At 66.7% G+C, this 16,996-nt stretch carries 11 protein-coding genes; 3 read left to right on the top strand and 8 right to left on the bottom strand.

Going from position 1 to position 16,996, the window contains the following annotated elements:
• Window positions 1-114 precede the first annotated feature (114 nt).
• Together ABE464_RS14550 and ybaL are read left to right on the top strand one after the other, a co-directional pair.
• Complete coding sequence (locus ABE464_RS14550) at window positions 115-2,508, top strand: TonB-dependent receptor (RefSeq protein WP_346472542.1); 2,394 nt, start codon at window positions 115-117, stop codon at window positions 2,506-2,508.
• A gap of 218 nt (window positions 2,509-2,726) precedes the next feature.
• The gene (ybaL, locus tag ABE464_RS14545; protein ID WP_123730382.1) at window positions 2,727-4,430 is read left to right on the top strand and encodes a YbaL family putative K(+) efflux transporter; all 1,704 of its coding nucleotides are present in this window, start codon (window positions 2,727-2,729) and stop codon (window positions 4,428-4,430) included.
• 6 nt (window positions 4,431-4,436) lie between these two features.
• Here ybaL and ABE464_RS14540 read toward each other — a convergent pair whose 3' ends face one another.
• From ABE464_RS14540 to ABE464_RS14525, 4 genes are all read right to left on the bottom strand, one after another.
• Complete coding sequence (locus tag ABE464_RS14540) at window positions 4,437-5,318, bottom strand: AraC family transcriptional regulator (protein ID WP_346472541.1); 882 nt, start codon at window positions 5,316-5,318, stop codon at window positions 4,437-4,439.
• Window positions 5,319-5,485: 167 nt separating this feature from the next.
• Entirely contained in the window at window positions 5,486-6,787 is a 1,302-nt protein-coding gene (locus tag ABE464_RS14535; protein ID WP_346472540.1) for an aminotransferase class I/II-fold pyridoxal phosphate-dependent enzyme, read from the bottom strand.
• Window positions 6,788-6,909: 122 nt separating this feature from the next.
• Complete coding sequence (gene clpB / locus ABE464_RS14530; protein ID WP_346472539.1) at window positions 6,910-9,495, bottom strand: ATP-dependent chaperone ClpB; 2,586 nt, start codon at window positions 9,493-9,495, stop codon at window positions 6,910-6,912.
• A gap of 105 nt (window positions 9,496-9,600) precedes the next feature.
• The gene (locus ABE464_RS14525) at window positions 9,601-10,917 is read right to left on the bottom strand and encodes a retropepsin-like aspartic protease (protein ID WP_346472538.1); all 1,317 of its coding nucleotides are present in this window, start codon (window positions 10,915-10,917) and stop codon (window positions 9,601-9,603) included.
• A 114-nt stretch (window positions 10,918-11,031) separates the two neighbouring features.
• On the opposite strand from ABE464_RS14525, the gene ABE464_RS14520 reads away from it, so the two are divergent.
• Complete coding sequence (locus ABE464_RS14520; RefSeq protein WP_346472537.1) at window positions 11,032-11,742, top strand: glutathione S-transferase; 711 nt, start codon at window positions 11,032-11,034, stop codon at window positions 11,740-11,742.
• A gap of 117 nt (window positions 11,743-11,859) precedes the next feature.
• On the opposite strand, the gene ABE464_RS14515 is transcribed toward ABE464_RS14520, so the two are convergent.
• The 4 genes from ABE464_RS14515 to ABE464_RS14500 all read right to left on the bottom strand — a co-directional run bounded on the left by ABE464_RS14515 (window position 11,860) and on the right by ABE464_RS14500 (window position 16,799).
• Entirely contained in the window at window positions 11,860-13,458 is a 1,599-nt protein-coding gene (locus tag ABE464_RS14515; RefSeq protein ID WP_346472536.1) for a hypothetical protein, read from the bottom strand.
• 156 nt (window positions 13,459-13,614) lie between these two features.
• Window positions 13,615-15,336 carry a thiamine pyrophosphate-dependent enzyme gene (locus ABE464_RS14510; RefSeq protein WP_259259384.1) on the bottom strand — a complete coding sequence of 574 codons (1,722 nt, stop codon included), beginning with the start codon at window positions 15,334-15,336 and terminating at the stop codon, window positions 13,615-13,617.
• 84 nt (window positions 15,337-15,420) lie between these two features.
• Window positions 15,421-16,281, bottom strand: a complete 861-nt coding sequence (locus ABE464_RS14505) for an SH3 domain-containing protein (protein ID WP_346472535.1) — start codon at window positions 16,279-16,281, stop codon at window positions 15,421-15,423.
• A gap of 35 nt (window positions 16,282-16,316) precedes the next feature.
• Window positions 16,317-16,799, bottom strand: coding sequence for a DUF3574 domain-containing protein (locus ABE464_RS14500; protein ID WP_346472534.1), 483 nt, complete (start codon window positions 16,797-16,799; stop codon window positions 16,317-16,319).
• Between the last annotated feature and the right edge of the window lie 197 nt (window positions 16,800-16,996).

The following is a 16,996-nucleotide window of genomic DNA, read 5'->3' as shown; positions in this document are numbered from 1 at the left end:
GAATATCCCGTTAATTCGTCTATTGCGCACCGCAACAACCGCCTTCGCTGACCCGATCCTCGATGTCGTCATGTCGCTTTGGTGCAGCACCGTCACTACCGGAGCCACATCCTGATGAACCGCAAGACCAGTACGCTCGCCGCCGCCGTAGCTGTCGCGCTCGGTATGTCCAGCTTCGCCGCCACCGCCCAGGACGCACCGGCCCGCACCGCGGCCAACACCCTGGACACCATCATCGTCACCGGCACCCGCGTGGCCGACCGCACCGTGGCCGAGTCGCAGTCGCCGATCGACATCATCACCCCCGAGGCATTGCAGTCCACCGGCACCACCGAGCTGGCCACCGCGCTGGCCCGCGCCCTGCCCTCGCTGAACTTCCCGCGCCCGGCACTGACCGATGGCACCAGCGGCATCCGCCCGGCGCAGCTGCGCGGCCTCTCCCCTGACCAGGTGCTGGTGCTGGTCAACGGCAAGCGCCGCCACACCTCCGCGCAGATCAACGTCAACGGCAGCATCGGCCGCGGCTCCTCGGCAGTGGACATCAACGCGATCCCGATCGCCTCGATCGAGCGCGTGGAAGTGCTGCGCGACGGCGCCTCGGCGCAGTACGGCTCCGATGCCATCGCCGGTGTGATCAACATCGTGCTCAAGGGGTCCTCCTCCGGCGGCAGCCTGGCGCTGGATGCCGGCCAGTACTCGGCCGGTGACGGCAACAAGTACCAGCTCTCCGGCGACACCGGCATCGGCTTCGCCGACGGCCGCGGCAGCGTGCATGTGGCCGGCCAGATCGTCCAGCAGGACGAGAGCAACCGCGCCGGCCCCTACCAGGGCACCGCGCCCAACACGGGCAACTTCCCGAACATCGGCCAGACCACCTTCGTGGTCGGTGACCCGCAGGTGGATGCTACCGCGGCCTCGGCCAATGCCAGCTTCCAGTTCAGCGACCACGTCTCGGCCTACGCCACCGCGATGGCCAGCAACCGCGACATCACCTCGTTCGCGTTCTACCGCTCGCGCAATAACAGCAACCAGGGCGCGCTGCTGGCGCAAACCTACCCGGACGGCTTCGTGCCGGAGATCAATCAGTACTCCAAGGACCGCTCGCTGGTCGCCGGGGTCAAGGGCGATACGGACAGCGGCTGGAACTGGGACGTCAGCTACAACTACGGCGCCAACAAGATCGATTTCCACACCCGTAACAGCATCAACTACGCACTCGGCGTGAACAGCCCGCGCTCGTTCTACGATGGCGCGCTGGAGTACACCCAGAACATCGTCAATGCCGATGTGACCAAGACCCTGGACTGGGGCCTGGCCTACCCGGTCACGCTGTCCTTCGGCGGTGAATACCGCAAGGAAAAGTGGGAGCAGTCCGCTGGTGAACTGAACGCCTATACCGGCAGCGGTGCGCAGGGCTTCGGCGGCTTCACCCCGCTCAACGCGGTGGATGCCGACCGCGACAACTACGCCGTCTATGCCGGCCTGGAAGCCGACCTCACCGACAAGTTCTCCGCCGGTGTGACCGGGCGCTATGAGGATTACTCGGACTTCGGCGACAAGTTCTCCGGCAAGCTCTCCGCGCGCTATGCCTTCACCGACAAGGTCGCCCTGCGCGCCACGGCGTCGAGCGGCTTCCGCGCCCCGTCGCTGGCCCAGCAGAGCTACCAGGCCGTCACCAGCACGATCGTCAACGGCGTGTTCGTCGAACGCGGCACCTTCCCGACCACCAGTCCGGCCGCGCAGGCCCTGGGCGCCAGCCCGCTGAAGGCCGAAAGCTCGACCTCCTACAGCCTGGGCCTGGTGCTGCAGCCGGTGGATCGCCTGTACCTGACCGTGGATGCGTACCAGATCGACATCGACGACCGCATCGTCTTGTCGACCAACATCACCACCAATGCCGCCGCCAATTCGCTGCTGTCCGGGCTGGGGCTGCCGGGCGTCACCGCGTTCTCCTACTTCACCAACGGCGTGGACACCCGCACCCGCGGCGTGGATGCCGTTTCCAGTTACACGATTCCCTTCGCCGCCAGCTCGCTGGAGCTGACCGCGGCCTACAGCTACAACGAGACCGAGGTGAAGAAGTTCATCGCCTCGCCGGCGGTGTTCGGCGCGCTGGGCATCACCCAGTCGCTGATCGGCCGCGATGAGATCGGCCGCATCGAGGACAGCTACCCGCGCGACAAGGCCATCCTCAGCGGCACCTGGCGCACGGACCATTGGGACCTGAACCTGGCGGCCACCCGCTACGGTTCGTTCACCGTGCGCAACTCGGCCACCGCCCTGCGCGACCAGACCTATGACGCCTCGTGGGTGCTCGATGCCTCGGCCAGCTACAAGCCGAGCGAGAACTGGACCCTGACCCTGGGCGCGGACAACATCCTGGACCAGTACCCGGACCGCACCGTGGACCTGCAGAACTCCACCTGGGGCATGCTGCCGTACAGCAACTACTCGCCGTACGGGTTCAATGGCGCCTACGTGTACGGGCGCGTGACCTACAAGTGGTAAATAGATCTGCCTGAAAAACGCAGTGCCCCGGTTCGCCGGGGCATGTGCGTTCTGGCCGCGAGAAACCGGGATTCCGCGCATTCACCGTTCAACACACCCGCTGTCCCGGACAGCACATGACCTGACCACGGGGACATAGCAGCAATACGGTCATCGATGTTTGCCCGGATCGGCCGCATCGGTGAAAATCGGGGCATCCCCTATTTCTGCGAGCCCCGATGCACCATGACACCGACCTGATCAACATCGTTGCCGTTGGCCTGGGGCTCGCCTTCATACTCGGCGCGCTGGCCAACAAGCTGCGTTTGTCTCCGCTCGTCGGTTATCTGATTGCAGGCATCTGCGTAGGGCCGTTCACGCCGGGCTTCGTTGCCGACCAGGCGCTGGCCAACCAGCTGGCCGAAATCGGCGTGATGCTGCTGATGTTCGGGGTCGGTCTGCATTTCTCGCTCAAAGACCTGATGGAGGTCAAAGCGATCGCCATCCCGGGCGCGATCGGCCAGATCCTGGTCGCCACCCTGCTCGGCTGGGGGCTGGCCGCGCTGATGGGCTGGCCGGTTATCTACGGCGTGGTGTTCGGTTTCTCGCTGGCCACCGCCAGTACCGTGGTGCTGCTGCGCGCGATGGAAGAACGGCGCCTGCTGGAAACCACCCGCGGCAAGATCGCCATCGGCTGGCTCATCGTGGAAGACCTGGCCTGCGTCCTGGCCCTGGTGATGATGCCGGTGCTGGCCGGCGTGTTCGGCCCGGATGCGGCCAATGAAACCCATACCGTGGGCAGCGTGCTGGCCAGCATTGGCTGGACCTTCGTGCAGCTGGGCCTGTTCGTGGCGGTGATGCTGGTGGTCGGCCGCCGGGTGATTCCGTGGATCCTGGAGCGCATCGCCGGCACCGGTTCGCGCGAGCTGTTCACCCTGGCCGTGCTGGCCATCGCGCTCGGCGTGGCGTTCGGCTCGGCGATGCTGTTCGGCGTGTCCTTCGCGCTGGGCGCGTTCTTCGCCGGCATGCTGCTCAACGAATCGGAGCTGAGCCACAAGGCCGCCAACGATTCGCTGCCGCTGCGCGATGCGTTTGCGGTGCTGTTCTTCGTCTCGGTCGGCATGCTGTTCAACCCGGCCATCCTGATCGAGCACCCGTGGCAGGTGCTGGCCACCGCGGCGATCATCATGTTCGGCAAGTCCGCCGCCGCGTTCGTGATCGTGCGTGCCTTCGGCCACCCGACCGGGACCGCGCTGACCATTTCGGCCAGCCTGGCGCAGATCGGCGAATTCGCCTTCATCATCGCCGGCCTCGGCGTGACCCTGAAGATCCTGCCGCCGACGGGCCAGGCGCTGGTACTGGCCGGTGCGCTGATCTCGATCATGCTCAACCCGCTGGTATTCGGCCTGCTCGACCGCTGGCTGCTCAAGAACCAGGAAACCGCCCCCACCACCGTGGAGACGGAATTGCCGCCGGGCCCGTCGCTGGATCTGCACGACCACGCCATCGTGATCGGCTACGGCCGCGTCGGCAGCGCGCTGGCGCAGGTGCTGCGCGATCGCGGCGTGCCGGTGATGATCATCGACGACAACAAGGAACACGTCGCCGAAGCGCACGCGGCGGGCCTGCCCGGCATCCGTGGCAGTGCGGCTTCCGACCGCGTGCTGGCCGAGGCGCATCCCGAGCGCGCCAAGATCGCCGTGCTGGCCATCCCGCAGCCGCTGGAAGCCGGTGAGACACTGGCCAAGCTGCGCGCGCTCAATCCCGGCCTGACCCTGCTGGCGCGCGCGCACAGCGACGCCGAGGTGAAGCACCTGCTCGCCCACGGTGCCGATGGCACGGTGATGGCCGAGCGCGAGCTGGCCTACTCGCTGGCCGAGATGGTGATGTCCACCCCGCCGTACCGCACGATGGGGCAGCAGCACAGCATCCCGGTGGTGTAAGGGCCGCTACACCACCGGCACGCAGACATCAGCGCGCAGAATGCTCTCGGGTACCTCTTCCGGGTCATCCAGGTAGTGGTAGTACAGCTCCGCATCGCGCAGCGTATAGCCACTGTCGGGCAACCAGTCGCGCAGCAGCGCGTCCGTGGCCGCTTCCAGGCCCGCGTAGCTGCCGACATGGCGCAGCACCGCATGTGTGCCGCCTCCCAGCGTCAGCGCACGCAACGGGGCTGGCAGCGCCACCGGCGTGCGCCCGAATCCCATCGCGCAATCGAACACGCAGCGTTGCGCCGGCGCGTCGCGGTGGTCCGTCCGTGCGATGCCGATCAGCTGCTGCAGCTGCTCGGCCCAGCCCTGCTCCGCCGCCCAGGTGAAGATCTCGCCGAAGGCCTGATCCAGATCATCGAAAGCCCCTTCCCTGCGTAGCGCCACCACATCGAAAGGCGCCAGCGTCGTCACCGTGACCTGCAACGGCACCGTCCCGTCCGCGTGATCGCCCGCCGGCAGTGACAGCCGCTGCTGCCAGCGGCTGCGCAGCGCGGCATCCTCGCGCAGGCGGGTGGGGGTGGCATCCAGTGCCTGGCGACAGGCCCGGGCCAGTGCCTGCGGACTTTCGAAGCCGACGTTGAGCGCGACCTCGGTGACGCGGCTGTCGGTCTGGCCCAGCAGGGTCAGCGCCTGCAGCAAGCGCAGGCGCGCCACGGTACGCCCGGGGGTCTCGCCGGTCAGCGCACGGTACAGGCGATGGAAATGGAATGGCGACTGGTGCGCGATCGCGGCCAATGCCTCCAGATCGGGCAAGGGATCGCCAGCACGCAGGCAAGTCTGCAGATGGGCGATGACGCGGTCGATACCGTGGCGCTGGCGTACCTGGGCATTGCGGTGCATGGCGGGTTCCCTCTCTTGGTGACGCTCAGCGTGCGTCCTCCCCAAGGCCGCCGCGTGGCCGATCTTGCGCAGTTGCAGGAACGTCAGCCGATGCTAACCCTGCCGGCGCAGACACGCCAAAAAACCCCACGGCGGCCGGCCCGCACCGGCCGCCGTGGGCCCTGCCTCTACGCCTTGGCCAACGCCTGCTCCAGGTCCGCCAGCAGGTCATCGATGTGTTCAATACCCACCGACAACCGCACCGTATCTTCGCTGACGCCGGCCTTCTCCAGCTCGGCCGCATCCAGCTGCCGGTGCGTGGTCGAGGCCGGATGCGTGGCCAGTGATTTGGCATCGCCCAGGTTCACCAGCCGGGTGAACAACTGCAGCGCGTCCAGAAAACGCGCACCCGCGGCGCGGCCACCGGGCAGGCCGAAGGTCAGCACGCCGGAGCCGTGGCCGCGCAGGTACTTCTGCACGAGCGCATGCTCGGGGTGATCGGGCAGCGCGGCATAGTTGACCCAGGCGACCTTGGGATGGCCCTGGAGGTGTTTCGCCACCGCCAGCGTGTTGGCGTTGATACGATCCAGCCGCAGCGCCAGCGTCTCGATGCCCTGCAGGATCAGGAAGGAATTGAACGGTGAGATCGCCGCGCCGGTATTGCGCAGCGGCACCACCCGCGCGCGGCCGATGTAGGCGGCGGGCCCGAGTGCGTCGGTGTAGACCACGCCGTGGTAGCTCACGTCCGGTTCGTTCAAACGGCGGAAGCGCTGCTTGTGCTCCGCCCAGGGGAAGCGCCCGGAGTCCACGATCGCCCCGCCCAGACTGGTGCCATGACCGCCGAGGTACTTGGTCAACGAGTGCACCACGATGTCCGCACCGAAGTCGAACGAGCGCTGCAGGTACGGCGTCGCCACCGTATTGTCCACGATCAGCGGCACGCCATGCGCATGTGCGATCTTCGCCACCGCCTCGATGTCGGTGATGTTGCCGCGCGGGTTGCCGATGGATTCGACGAACACCGCCTTGGTACGCTCATCGATCAGCGCGCCGAACGCCTGCGGGTCGCGATAGTCGGCAAAGCGCGTCTCGATCCCGAACTGCGGCAGCGTATGCGCGAACAGGTTGTAGGTGCCGCCATACAGGGCGCTGGCCGAGACGATGTTGTCGCCGGCCTCGGCGATGGTCTGGATCGCGTAGGTGATTGCGGCCTGCCCGGAGGCCAGTGCCAGTGCGCCGATGCCGCCCTCGAGCGCGGCGATGCGCTGCTCCAGCACATCGGTGGTCGGGTTCATGATGCGGGTGTAGATGTTGCCCGGCACCTTCAGGTCGAACAGGTCCGCACCGTGCTGGGTGTCATCGAAGGCGTAGGCCACGGTCTGGTAGATCGGCACCGCCACCGCGCGGGTGGTGGGGTCGGGTCGATAGCCGCCATGCACGGCGATGGTCTCCGCGCGCCACTGTGATTCGGGACTGCCGTGTTCTGACATCGCATCGTCTCCAGGTGAATGCCGACGATACCGAACAAAAAACCCCCGCCGAAGCGGGGGTTCATGCCAAACATGCATGGTCTGAGGCGCAACGGTTATCAGACCACCGTTACGCGCGGAGCTCAGCCCTTCACGAACACCAGCTTGCCCTCGGCCGCATCGACCCGGATCACATCGCCGTTGAGGAACTCGCCGGACAGGATCTTCTGCGCCAGCGGATTCTCCAGCTGCGACTGGATCGCACGCTTGAGCGGGCGTGCGCCGTAGATCGGATCGAAGCCCACATTGCCAAGCAGCTCGAACGCCGCATCGCTGACCTCGATGCGCAGGCCACGTTCGGCCAGGCGCTTTTCCAGCCCCTGCATCTGGATGCGCGCGATCTGCTTGATCTGCACCTTGTCCAGCGGATGGAACACCACGATGTCGTCCAGGCGGTTGATGAACTCCGGGCGGAAGTGCGCCTGCACCACGCCCATCACCGCCGCCTTCATCTGCGTGTAGGCCTCCGGGCTGTCATCGCTGCTCATGTCCTGGATCTGGTGCGAGCCCAGATTGGAGGTCATCACGATGACGGTATTGCGGAAGTCCACCGTGCGGCCCTGGCCATCGGTCAGGCGGCCGTCGTCGAGCACCTGCAGCAGAATGTTGAACACATCCGGATGCGCCTTCTCCACCTCGTCCAGCAGGATCAGCGAATACGGGCGGCGACGCACCGCCTCGGTCAGGTAGCCACCTTCTTCGTAGCCCACATAGCCCGGGGGCGCACCGATCAGGCGCGCGACGCTGTGCTTCTCCATGAACTCGCTCATGTCGATGCGGATCATCGCGTCGCTGCTGTCGAACAGGAACTCGGCCAGCGATTTGCACAGCTCGGTCTTGCCTACGCCGGTCGGGCCCAGGAACAGGAACGACCCGCTCGGGCGATCCGGATCGGACAGGCCTGCACGCGAGCGACGCACCGCATCGGAAACCACCTTGATCGCCTCTTCCTGGCCGACCACACGGTTGTGCAGCACCTCTTCCATGCGCAGCAGCTTGTCGCGCTCACCTTCCAGCATGCGGTTGACCGGAATGCCGGTCCAACGCGAGACAACCTCCGCGATCTCCTCGGCGGTCACGCGGTCCTGCACCAGCTTGAACTCGGTGGTTTCCACTTCCTGCGCGGCAGCCAGCTGCTTTTCCAGCTGCGGAAGCTGCCCGTACTGGATTTCGCTCATGCGGCCGAAATCCTGGCGGCGCTGGGCCGATTCCAGTTCCAGCTTGGCCTGCTCGATCTGTTCCTTGATCCGGGTCGCGCCCTGCAGGGTTGCCTTCTCCGACTTCCAGATCTCGTTGAGATCGGAGAACTCGCGCTCCAGTGCATCGATGTCATTTTCAAGATCGGCCAGACGCTGGCGCGAGGCGTCGTCCTTTTCCTTCTTGAGCATCTCGCGCTGGATCTTGAGCTGGATCACACGGCGCTCAAGGCGATCCAGTTCTTCCGGCTTGGAGTCGATCTCCATGCGGATGCGCGAGGCAGCCTCGTCCATCAGGTCGATGGCCTTGTCGGGCAGCTGGCGGTCGGCGATGTAACGGTGCGACAGCGTGGCCGCCGCGACGATCGCCGGGTCGGTGATTTCCACGCCATGGTGCACGGCGTATTTTTCCTTCAGCCCGCGCAGGATCGCGATGGTGTCTTCCACGCTCGGCTCGCCCACCAGCACCTTCTGGAAACGGCGCTCCAGCGCGGCATCCTTCTCGATGTACTTGCGGTACTCGTCCAGCGTGGTCGCGCCGACACAGTGCAGCTCGCCGCGCGCGAGCGCCGGCTTGAGCATGTTGCCGGCGTCCATCGCGCCATCGGCCTTGCCCGCACCAACCATGGTGTGCAGCTCGTCGATGAACAGGATCACCTGCCCCTCGCTCTTGGCCAGGTCGTTGAGCACGCCCTTCAGGCGCTCTTCGAACTCGCCGCGGAACTTGGCGCCGGCGATCAGCGCGCCCATGTCCAGCGAAAGCACGCGCTTGCCGCGCAGGCCTTCGGGTACTTCGTCGTTGATGATGCGCTGGGCCAGGCCTTCCACGATGGCGGTCTTGCCCACGCCGGGCTCGCCGATCAGCACCGGATTGTTCTTGGTGCGGCGCTGCAGGACCTGGATGGTGCGACGGATTTCCTCATCGCGGCCGATCACCGGATCCAGCTTGCCGCTCTCGGCACGCGCGGTCAGGTCGATGGTGTACTTCTCCAGCGCCTGGCGCTGGTCTTCGGCATTTTCCGACTGCACGGTCTCGCCGCCGCGCACCTTGTCGATGGCGGTCTCGATCTTCTTCCTGTCGGCACCGGCCGCGCGCAGCGCCATGCCCAGGGTGCCGCCATCGTCCACCGCAGCCAGCACGAACCACTCACTGGCGATGAAGGCATCGCCATGCTGCTGGGCCAGCTTGTCGGTGTTGTTGAGCAGCCGGTTCAGATCGTTGCCGATCGACAGGTTGCCTTCCTGCCCGGAGACCTTGGGCAGGGCCTCCAGGGTTTCATTCAAGCGTTCGCGCAATACCGGCACGTTGACGCCGGCCTGGGCCAGCAGCGGGCGCGTGCTGCCGCCCTGCTGGTCCAGCAGCGCGCTGAACACGTGCACCGGTTCGATGATGTTGTGGTCGCGGCCCACGGCCAACGACTGCGCGTCGGCCAGCGCCTGCTGGAAACGCGAGGTGAGCTTGTCCATCCGCATGTTCTTGTCCTCGATGTAAACGGGGCTGGCCGTGCCAGCACTGTCCCTGAAATGCGGTTACGGGGGCGTGTTTCAAGGGTGGATGAGATGCCGATTCAGGGTTCGTCAGGCCGTCGGTGGCCGGGCCAGCAGCGATGGTTCGGGCGGCTGCGGGACCAGGCAGCCGAGACCGGCGGGCAGGTCCAATGCCACGGTGTAGCCCCCGGTGACGCCGTAGCCGATCCGCCACGACGACGGGAACAGATCCGGCGGCTGGAACGCGATATCCACCGCAATGTCGCTCAACGTATCGGTGACCTGCAGTGGCGTGCTGGCGGGCGCGTACTCGATGTCCTCCGCACCGCGCGTGGTGATCACGTTCCTGCGCTGGATCGCAGCGGCCGGCACCGACGAGCGCGGCGCACCGCGCATCTGGAAGGCCCCATGGAAGCCCGTATCGACCAGCATCAGGTTGTTCTCGCGGCCCCGGATCGGAAAGCGGACCTGCTGGAAGGGACCCCACAACGAGGAGGTGAAGACCGTCCGCCGCGTGCACGCGGCCGGCGACTGTGCCCCCAGCAGGGTCAGCGTTTCACGCGAGAGCGTGATCCGACCCAGCGCGCGCAATACATCCAGCCCGATCAGGTTCAGCTCGCGCGCGGGTTCGCTGTTGAACGACACATCGCGCACGCGCTGGCCGCCCAGCTCGATGTCGATCGGTGCCGCCAGGCCCGCCTGCTGGATGTCGCCGGCGACGATGCGCGACACCACGAAGTTCTCCGTCACCGACAGGCCGAGCGACTCGGCCAGCGCGCGGCTGATGTGCGAGCGCGGGGCGCCGGTATCGACGATGAAGGACGCCTCCCGGGCGACCGGCGCGCCATCGCGCGTGCCGTGCAGGGTAAGCGTCACCGAGGGCAGCTCATTGCTGAACTGGATCGGCACCGCCACGTCCTGTGCGCGCGCTGCCGAAGGCACCGCGCTGCGCGGCCAGGTGGTGAAGGACGCGAACGCCGGCCGGGTGACATCGGGGACTTCATCGCCGGCCCTGAGCATCGGCACGATGGTGCGCTGGTAGTCCTCGCGCACGCGCAGCATCAGGCTCGCCCATCCCGCGATGTCGCCCTCGATCAACGCATTGCCCGCGAGGGTGGATTCGCAGAGAAAGGCCAGCCCCTGCAGCGCGGGGGGTGCATCCCGGGTTTCCTCCAGGCACTGGCGTGCTGCACGGTTGGAGGCGGCCAGCTCGCCACGGACGCGGTGATACCCCGCCGCGCCCAGGTGACGACGCGGACCGGGTGCGCCGCTCATGTCGCGCAACGTGGTCAGCTCCGCACGCAGCACCGCATCGCTGTAGCCGAACCCATCGTGCAGCGCCACCGGATCGGCCGCTGCCGTGGCCGGCAACACCGCCACACACATTGCCAGTACCCACCTCCGCATCGCGTACTCCCATCAACCGCCCCGCTCGACCCTAGCACGGGAACCACGCTGCGCTCACGCCTGCTTCCCCGGGCGTGGGCGATGCTGGCCACAGGTGACGCACGGAGTGGCTGCATGCATTACGAACTGTATTACTGGACCGGCATCCAGGGTCGCGGCGAGTTTGTCCGCCTCGCGCTTGAGGATGCCGGCGCTGGCTACACCGATATGGCGCGGGTGCACGGCGATGCCGTGATGCAGCCATATCTGGACGGTAAGGTGGAGGGTCTGCAGCCGTTCGCTCCGCCGTTCCTGCGCACGGGCAAGCAGGTCATCGCCCAGGTCGGCGCGATCCTGGATCATCTGGGACCGACGCTCGGTCTGGTGCCCGATGCCAGCTCACGGCGGCAACAGGCGCTGCAGTTGCAGATGACCATCGCCGATCTGGTCGCTGAGGTGCACGACACCCATCACCCCATCGCTGCGTCGAAGTACTACGAGGATCAGAAGCACGAAGCCAAGGCGCGCGCCGAGTCGATGCGGGCCGAACGCATGCCCAAGTTCCTGGGGTATTTCGAGAGTGTGCTCAAGCACAACGGCGGGCGGCATCCGCTGCGCGAGCATTCGTATGTGGATCTGTCGCTGTTCCAGCTGCTCAGCGGGCTGGACTACATGTTCCCGCGCCGCATGCAGGCGCTATGGCCCACGCTGCCGCAACTGCGCGCGCTGAAAGACCGGGTGGAAACCCGCCCCAACATCGCGGCTTACCTCGCCTCCGAGCGGCGCCTGGCGTTCAACACGAATGGCATTTTCCGGCACTACCCGGAGCTGGATGGCGAGCAATGATGTCTCGCCGGGGTTAGCGACGCATGCGGCGGTAACGACGCATGCGGCGGTAGCTCACGACCGTTGGTGGTGAGCGCAGGAAAAAGCAGCCGGCCAGCGGCCGGCACTACCAGAGCGCTACACGCGCTCTGAAGGCTGCTTCTGCAGTGACAACAGCGCCAGCAGCCCGGCCAGCGCCACGTAGGCACCGGCGAATTGCCAGCTGATGATCTTCGCCAGGCCTTCCAGGTGCCACGGCAGGTAGATGCCACCGCGCGGATCCACCGAGTGGATCAGGCCGAACAGCGTCAGCGCGGCCGCCACCAGCAGGAACCCGGAAGCGCGCAGCAGCTTGCCATCGATCATCGCCACCACCGCCGCGATCCACAGCATCGAGGTGATGATGAAGCCGTTGCCCAGGGTGAAGATCACCGCCAGCTCCGGCAACCCATGGCCATCCAGCGTGGTCGTCAACGCGACCAGCTGCTCCGGCGCGATCCAGCCCGGCGCCTTGATCGCCAGCAGGTACGCCACCGAGGGCAGGAAGCCCAGCACCATCGCACCGGCATGTTCGCGCGGCGTGGCCTGGAAGGCCTGGGTGGTGATGTCGATCGCCACGTACACGATGATCGGCGCCAATACCGCCAGCGGCAGCCACTGCACCAGGCCGGAGATCACGCCCAGCATCCCGCCGATGCCCACGAACAGGCCGGTCAGCAGCGTGTAACCGCTGCGCGCACCCATGTGCTTGTACGCCGGCTGGCCGATGTACGGCGTGGTCTGCGCCACACCCCCGCAGAGACCGGCCACCAGCGTGGCGACGGCTTCCACCAGCAGGATGTCGCGGGTGCGGTAATCGTCACCGGCTGCGCGCGCACTCTCGGAGACGTTGATGCCGCCCACCACCATCAGCAGGCCGAACGGCAGCAGCAGTGGCAGGTAAGTGATCGCAGTCGGCAGGCCGTCGATGAAGCCCAGCGTGGGCCACGGCAGCACCACCTGCGGCGGCACCCATTCGGGCACTTTGAAGCCCGGCGCGCCCAGCCCGGCCAGGCCGAGGCCGTAATACAGGATGGTGCCGAACACGAACGCGACCAGCACGCCCGGTGCGCGGATCGGCAGCTTGCGCTTGGCGATCAGTACGTACAGCAGCAGGCCCAGCGTGACGAAGCCGACGATCGGCGAGCGCAGCGTTTCCAGCAGCGGCAGGAAGCCCATCAGGACAATCGCGATACCGGCGATGGAGCCGAGCAGTGAGGCACGCGGCAGCGCGCGGGTGACCGCCTCGCCGAAGAACGAGAGGATCACTTTCAGCACGCCCATGATCACCAGCGAGGCCATGCCCAGCTGCCAGGTCGCAATGGCGGCATCGTGCGGTGCCAGTCCCTGCCCCTTGAAGGCGAGGAAGGCCGGGCCGAGCACCAGCAGCGCCATGCCGATGCTGGTCGGTGCATCCAGGCCGAGCGGCATCGCGGTGACATCGTCACGCCCGGTACGCACAGCCAGGCGCCGGGCCATCCAGGTATAGAGCACGTTGCCGACCAGCACGCCGAAGGCCGTGCCCGGGAACATGCGGCCGAACACTACATCGGCGGGGAACTGGAAGATGCCGACCAGCGCCATCGCGATGAAACCGAGGATCGACAGGTTGTCGACCACCAGGCCGAAGAAACCGTTGAGATCGCCGGCAACGAACCAGCGGGGACGTCCGGAGGGGACGGGAGCAGTGGCGGACATGCGCAGGGCGGCCGTGGGGAGGGGGTAGCCGATGGTAGGGCCTCGCCGCCCCCAGTAACAGGCGCATGAATGGAACACCGGGAGACGCCCGCCGATGGATCGCGCCACCGCGCGGTGGTGCCGGTCAGCGGCCGGCACCACCGGACCGCGTGGGGATCAGGGCTTGTTGAGGAAGTTGTTCGCCAGCAGATCGCGCACATCCCCGACCCGCCCGCTGAGCAGCGCCTTGGCCGCGTAAAGGGCGGTGCCGGCCACCTGCTTGGCCTCCACCTGCGGCGGCATCACCAGCTCGGTCGGGCTGGTGTGCACGTCCAGCAGGGCCGGGCCGGGATGGGCCAGGATGTCCTGCACGGCCTGCTCCAGGTCTTCCGAGCGGGTGACCGTGCGCCCGTAGAATCCGATCACCTCGGCCAGCCGACCGAAATCGGGGTTCTTCAGGTCGGTGTAATTGTCCAGCAGGCCCTCGACCTTCTGCTCCAGCTCCACGAAGTTCAGCGAGCTGTTGTTGTAGACCACCACCTTGATCGGCAGGTTCTCCTGCACGGCGGTGAGCAGATCGCCGAGCAGCATCGCCAGGCCACCATCACCAGACAGCGAGATCACCTGTCGGCCCGGGTAGGCCTTCTGCAGACCCAGCGCCTGCGGCATCGCGTTGGCCATCGTGCCGTGCAGCAGGCTGGTCAGCGTGCGGCGGCGGCCGTTGACGCGGATATGGCGCAGGATCCAGACCATCGGCGAGCCGCCGTCAGCGGTGAACAGCGCATCGTCGGCGGCGTGGCGGTCGATCAGCGCGGTCAGGTGCTGCGGGTGGATCAGCTCACCCTCGCCCGGCTGCTCTTCCTTGGCACGCGTGGCTAGCGCCTTCTCGCGGTGCTCCAGGCATTCGTCCAGGAAGCTTCGGTCCTCGCGCTCGGGCAGCAACGGCAGCAGCGCTTCCAGGGTCGGGCCGATATCGCCGACCACGCCAAGGTTCACCGGATGCCGGCGGCCAAGATGGCTGCCATCGCGATCCACCTGGATCAGCGTGGCCTTGTCCGGGTAGTACTGGCCCCATGCGAAGTCCGCGCCGAGCAGCAGCAGCGTGTCGCAGGCCATCAGCGTGTGATACCCGGATTCGATGCCGAAGATGCCGGTCATGCCCATGTTGTACGGGTTGTCGTACTCCACGAAATCCTTCGCGCGAGAGGTATGCGCGATCGGCGCCTTGAGCCTGGCACCGAGCGCCACCAGTGCATCGTGCGCATGCTCGCAGCCGGCGCCGGCATAGATGCCGATCCGCTTGCCCTCGCCGATCAGCGCGGCGATGCGCTGCAGTTCGTCGTCCGAGGGGCGCAGTACCGGCTGGGTGTAGTGCACCGAGAACGGCACATCGTGTTTGACCTCGGCTTCGCTGATATCGGCCGGCAGGATCACTACCGCCACGCCGCGACGGCTGATGGCGGCCTGGCAGGCAAGGGTCACCACGCGGCGCGCCTGCTCGGCGCTCTGCACCTGTTCGCAGAACACGCTGCAGCTGCCGTAGACCGCCTTGAAATCGACTTCCTGCGGGAATTCCATGCCCAGCTCGGCAGTGACCACCTGGCTGGCGATCAACACCATCGGCGCGCGGTTGCGGTTGGTTTCGAACACGCCGTTGATGAAGTGCAGGCCACCGGGGCCGCATGAACCGGCGCAGGCGGTGAGCTGCCCGCTGATCAACGACTCGGCACCGGCGGCAAACGCGGCCACTTCCTCATGCCGCATGTGCACCCACTCGATCTCGCTGTGGTGGATGGCATCGGTGACGTAGTTGAGGGTATCGCCGACGATGCCGTAACAGTGACGGACACCGGCGGCCTGCAGGGTTTCAACCACGATCTCGGCAACGCGCTTGCTCATGACATGCTTCCACGACGAGGGGGAAGCGTCAGCGTAGTCCCGGGCAAGTGACACTCATGTGGGTTTACCCGTGGCAGCGCGCGATCACGGCTGCGTGTTCACCCAGCCCAGCACTGCGCCGCGTGTGGGATTGTCATAACGCACCTGCACCCAGCCATCGCGCTCATCCAGCAGTTCCACGCGGTCATCGCGCACCAGATACCGCTTGGTCGTGGCATCACCGGGCTGGCTGTAGAGGGGCAGCCGCGCCACCATCACATGGCCGGAAATGCGCAGCAGCGGCGAACCGGCGCGCGGTGTCTCCAGGCCATCGCCGATGGCCGTCTCCAGCACGTTGCCGTCGGGATCGAAGGTACTCCAGACCGCCAGCGGACCGCTGTCGGCGGTCTGCTTCACGAACACGTAAGGCTCGAGCACATCGTCGAGCATCAGCATGCGCTCGGCGCGGTACAGGTACAGGCGACCGCCGTCGTAGCGGTACTGATCCACGTACCACATCGGCCCGCTGCGGCAGCTGCTGCTCAGGGTGCGGTTGTCTTCCTCCACGGTCAGACCCATCAGGTCACCGCATTGCGCGCGGTCGTTCGGGATGGGCGCCAGCGCCACCAGTTCCTGTCGCGCTGGCACGTAGCGGTAGACCGCGACCGCTTCGTTGACCATGCCGACCGCGGCGCGCGCGACCAGCTCCGGGTAGCCATCGAAATCAACGTCCTCGGCGGACAGGCGTGCGTTGCCGTCCGCGTCGGTCACCCCCGGCAGCACCTGACGCTTGCCCGACGGTGCCAGTACGACGGCAATGCCGCCGTCGTCCTGCAGCGTCGCCTGCACCTGCACGCCGGCAGCCACCTCGAGCTGAAGCCGGGCCGGGTCGGCATCCTGCGCGTGCGCGCACGTCACCGCCAGGCCCATCAACAGCGCAGCCAGCATCGCATCCCTGTGTTTCATCATCGCTCCGTGCAGCGCCACCGCGGCGCCCTGGATCAGAACGATACTTCAACCGCCTGCTGCGCCCACAGCACCGACTGGTGCCCGGTGGCCTGCTTCCACGCCCGTCGGATCGCTTCGATGTCGGCGCGGCGCTGCGGGGTGTTCTCGTGCAGGACCACCAGCACCTTGGTGCGCAGGCGATTCGGCTCGGGCGCGCCGCGGAACAGCCACTGGCCGTAGGCGTCGAACACGGTCAGGCCGTCCGGGAAGCGTGGGGTCACTTGCTTGTCGAGGAAGGCGCGCCACTGCGCGTCGGTGATGCCCTCGGTCTGCGGCCGGTCGGCCACGCCGGTTTCTTCCCCCACGCCGAAATAGAGCTCGCTGCGGACCCAGCCCGCAGCCGCGTCCGGGCGCGCCGCATCGCCCTGCAGGGTGGCCGTAGCGGTGGCGGGCGGGATAGGTTTGGCCGCGGGGGCGGCGGTGGCACAGCCGCTGGTGGCCAGGACCAGGGCAAACAGAAGGGCGCGGAACGACATGGACAACTCTCCGGAACACAGGGACAGGCAGGGGAAGGAGCGTGCCGGACATCCGGGTCCGGTGCAGATCGCCAATGGCTATCTGCTGATAACCACTTCGATGGGACTTGCGTCACACAGGGCGATCACGCGAAGATAATATATCGCTTCATCCGGATGGATTGGTAGTGCCAGCCATCGGTCGGCAAGCCCCCTCC

The sequence above is a fragment of the Stenotrophomonas sp. TWI587 genome (assembly GCF_039674145.1).
In the GTDB taxonomy this organism is placed as follows: Bacteria; Pseudomonadota; Gammaproteobacteria; order Xanthomonadales; family Xanthomonadaceae; genus Stenotrophomonas; species Stenotrophomonas maltophilia_AY.
Note: the sequence above shows the minus strand (reverse complement) of the source record. Positions and strands in the feature narration are given on the sequence as shown.

What these genes read in the sequence shown, in the direction of transcription:
- ABE464_RS14515 (WP_346472536.1), bottom strand. Translation starts at nt 13,458, where the DNA reads ATGTCCGCCACTGCTCCCGTCCCCTCCGGACGTCCCCGCTGGTTCGTT.
- ABE464_RS14500 (WP_346472534.1), bottom strand. Translation starts at nt 16,799, where the DNA reads ATGTCGTTCCGCGCCCTTCTGTTTGCCCTGGTCCTGGCCACCAGCGGC.
- ABE464_RS14540 (WP_346472541.1), bottom strand. Translation starts at nt 5,318, where the DNA reads ATGCACCGCAATGCCCAGGTACGCCAGCGCCACGGTATCGACCGCGTC.
- ABE464_RS14550 (WP_346472542.1), top strand. Translation starts at nt 115, where the DNA reads ATGAACCGCAAGACCAGTACGCTCGCCGCCGCCGTAGCTGTCGCGCTC.
- ABE464_RS14525 (WP_346472538.1), bottom strand. Translation starts at nt 10,917, where the DNA reads ATGCGGAGGTGGGTACTGGCAATGTGTGTGGCGGTGTTGCCGGCCACG.
- ABE464_RS14520 (WP_346472537.1), top strand. Translation starts at nt 11,032, where the DNA reads ATGCATTACGAACTGTATTACTGGACCGGCATCCAGGGTCGCGGCGAG.
- ABE464_RS14510 (WP_259259384.1), bottom strand. Translation starts at nt 15,336, where the DNA reads ATGAGCAAGCGCGTTGCCGAGATCGTGGTTGAAACCCTGCAGGCCGCC.
- ybaL (WP_123730382.1), top strand. Translation starts at nt 2,727, where the DNA reads ATGCACCATGACACCGACCTGATCAACATCGTTGCCGTTGGCCTGGGG.
- ABE464_RS14535 (WP_346472540.1), bottom strand. Translation starts at nt 6,787, where the DNA reads ATGTCAGAACACGGCAGTCCCGAATCACAGTGGCGCGCGGAGACCATC.
- ABE464_RS14505 (WP_346472535.1), bottom strand. Translation starts at nt 16,281, where the DNA reads ATGAAACACAGGGATGCGATGCTGGCTGCGCTGTTGATGGGCCTGGCG.
- clpB (WP_346472539.1), bottom strand. Translation starts at nt 9,495, where the DNA reads ATGCGGATGGACAAGCTCACCTCGCGTTTCCAGCAGGCGCTGGCCGAC.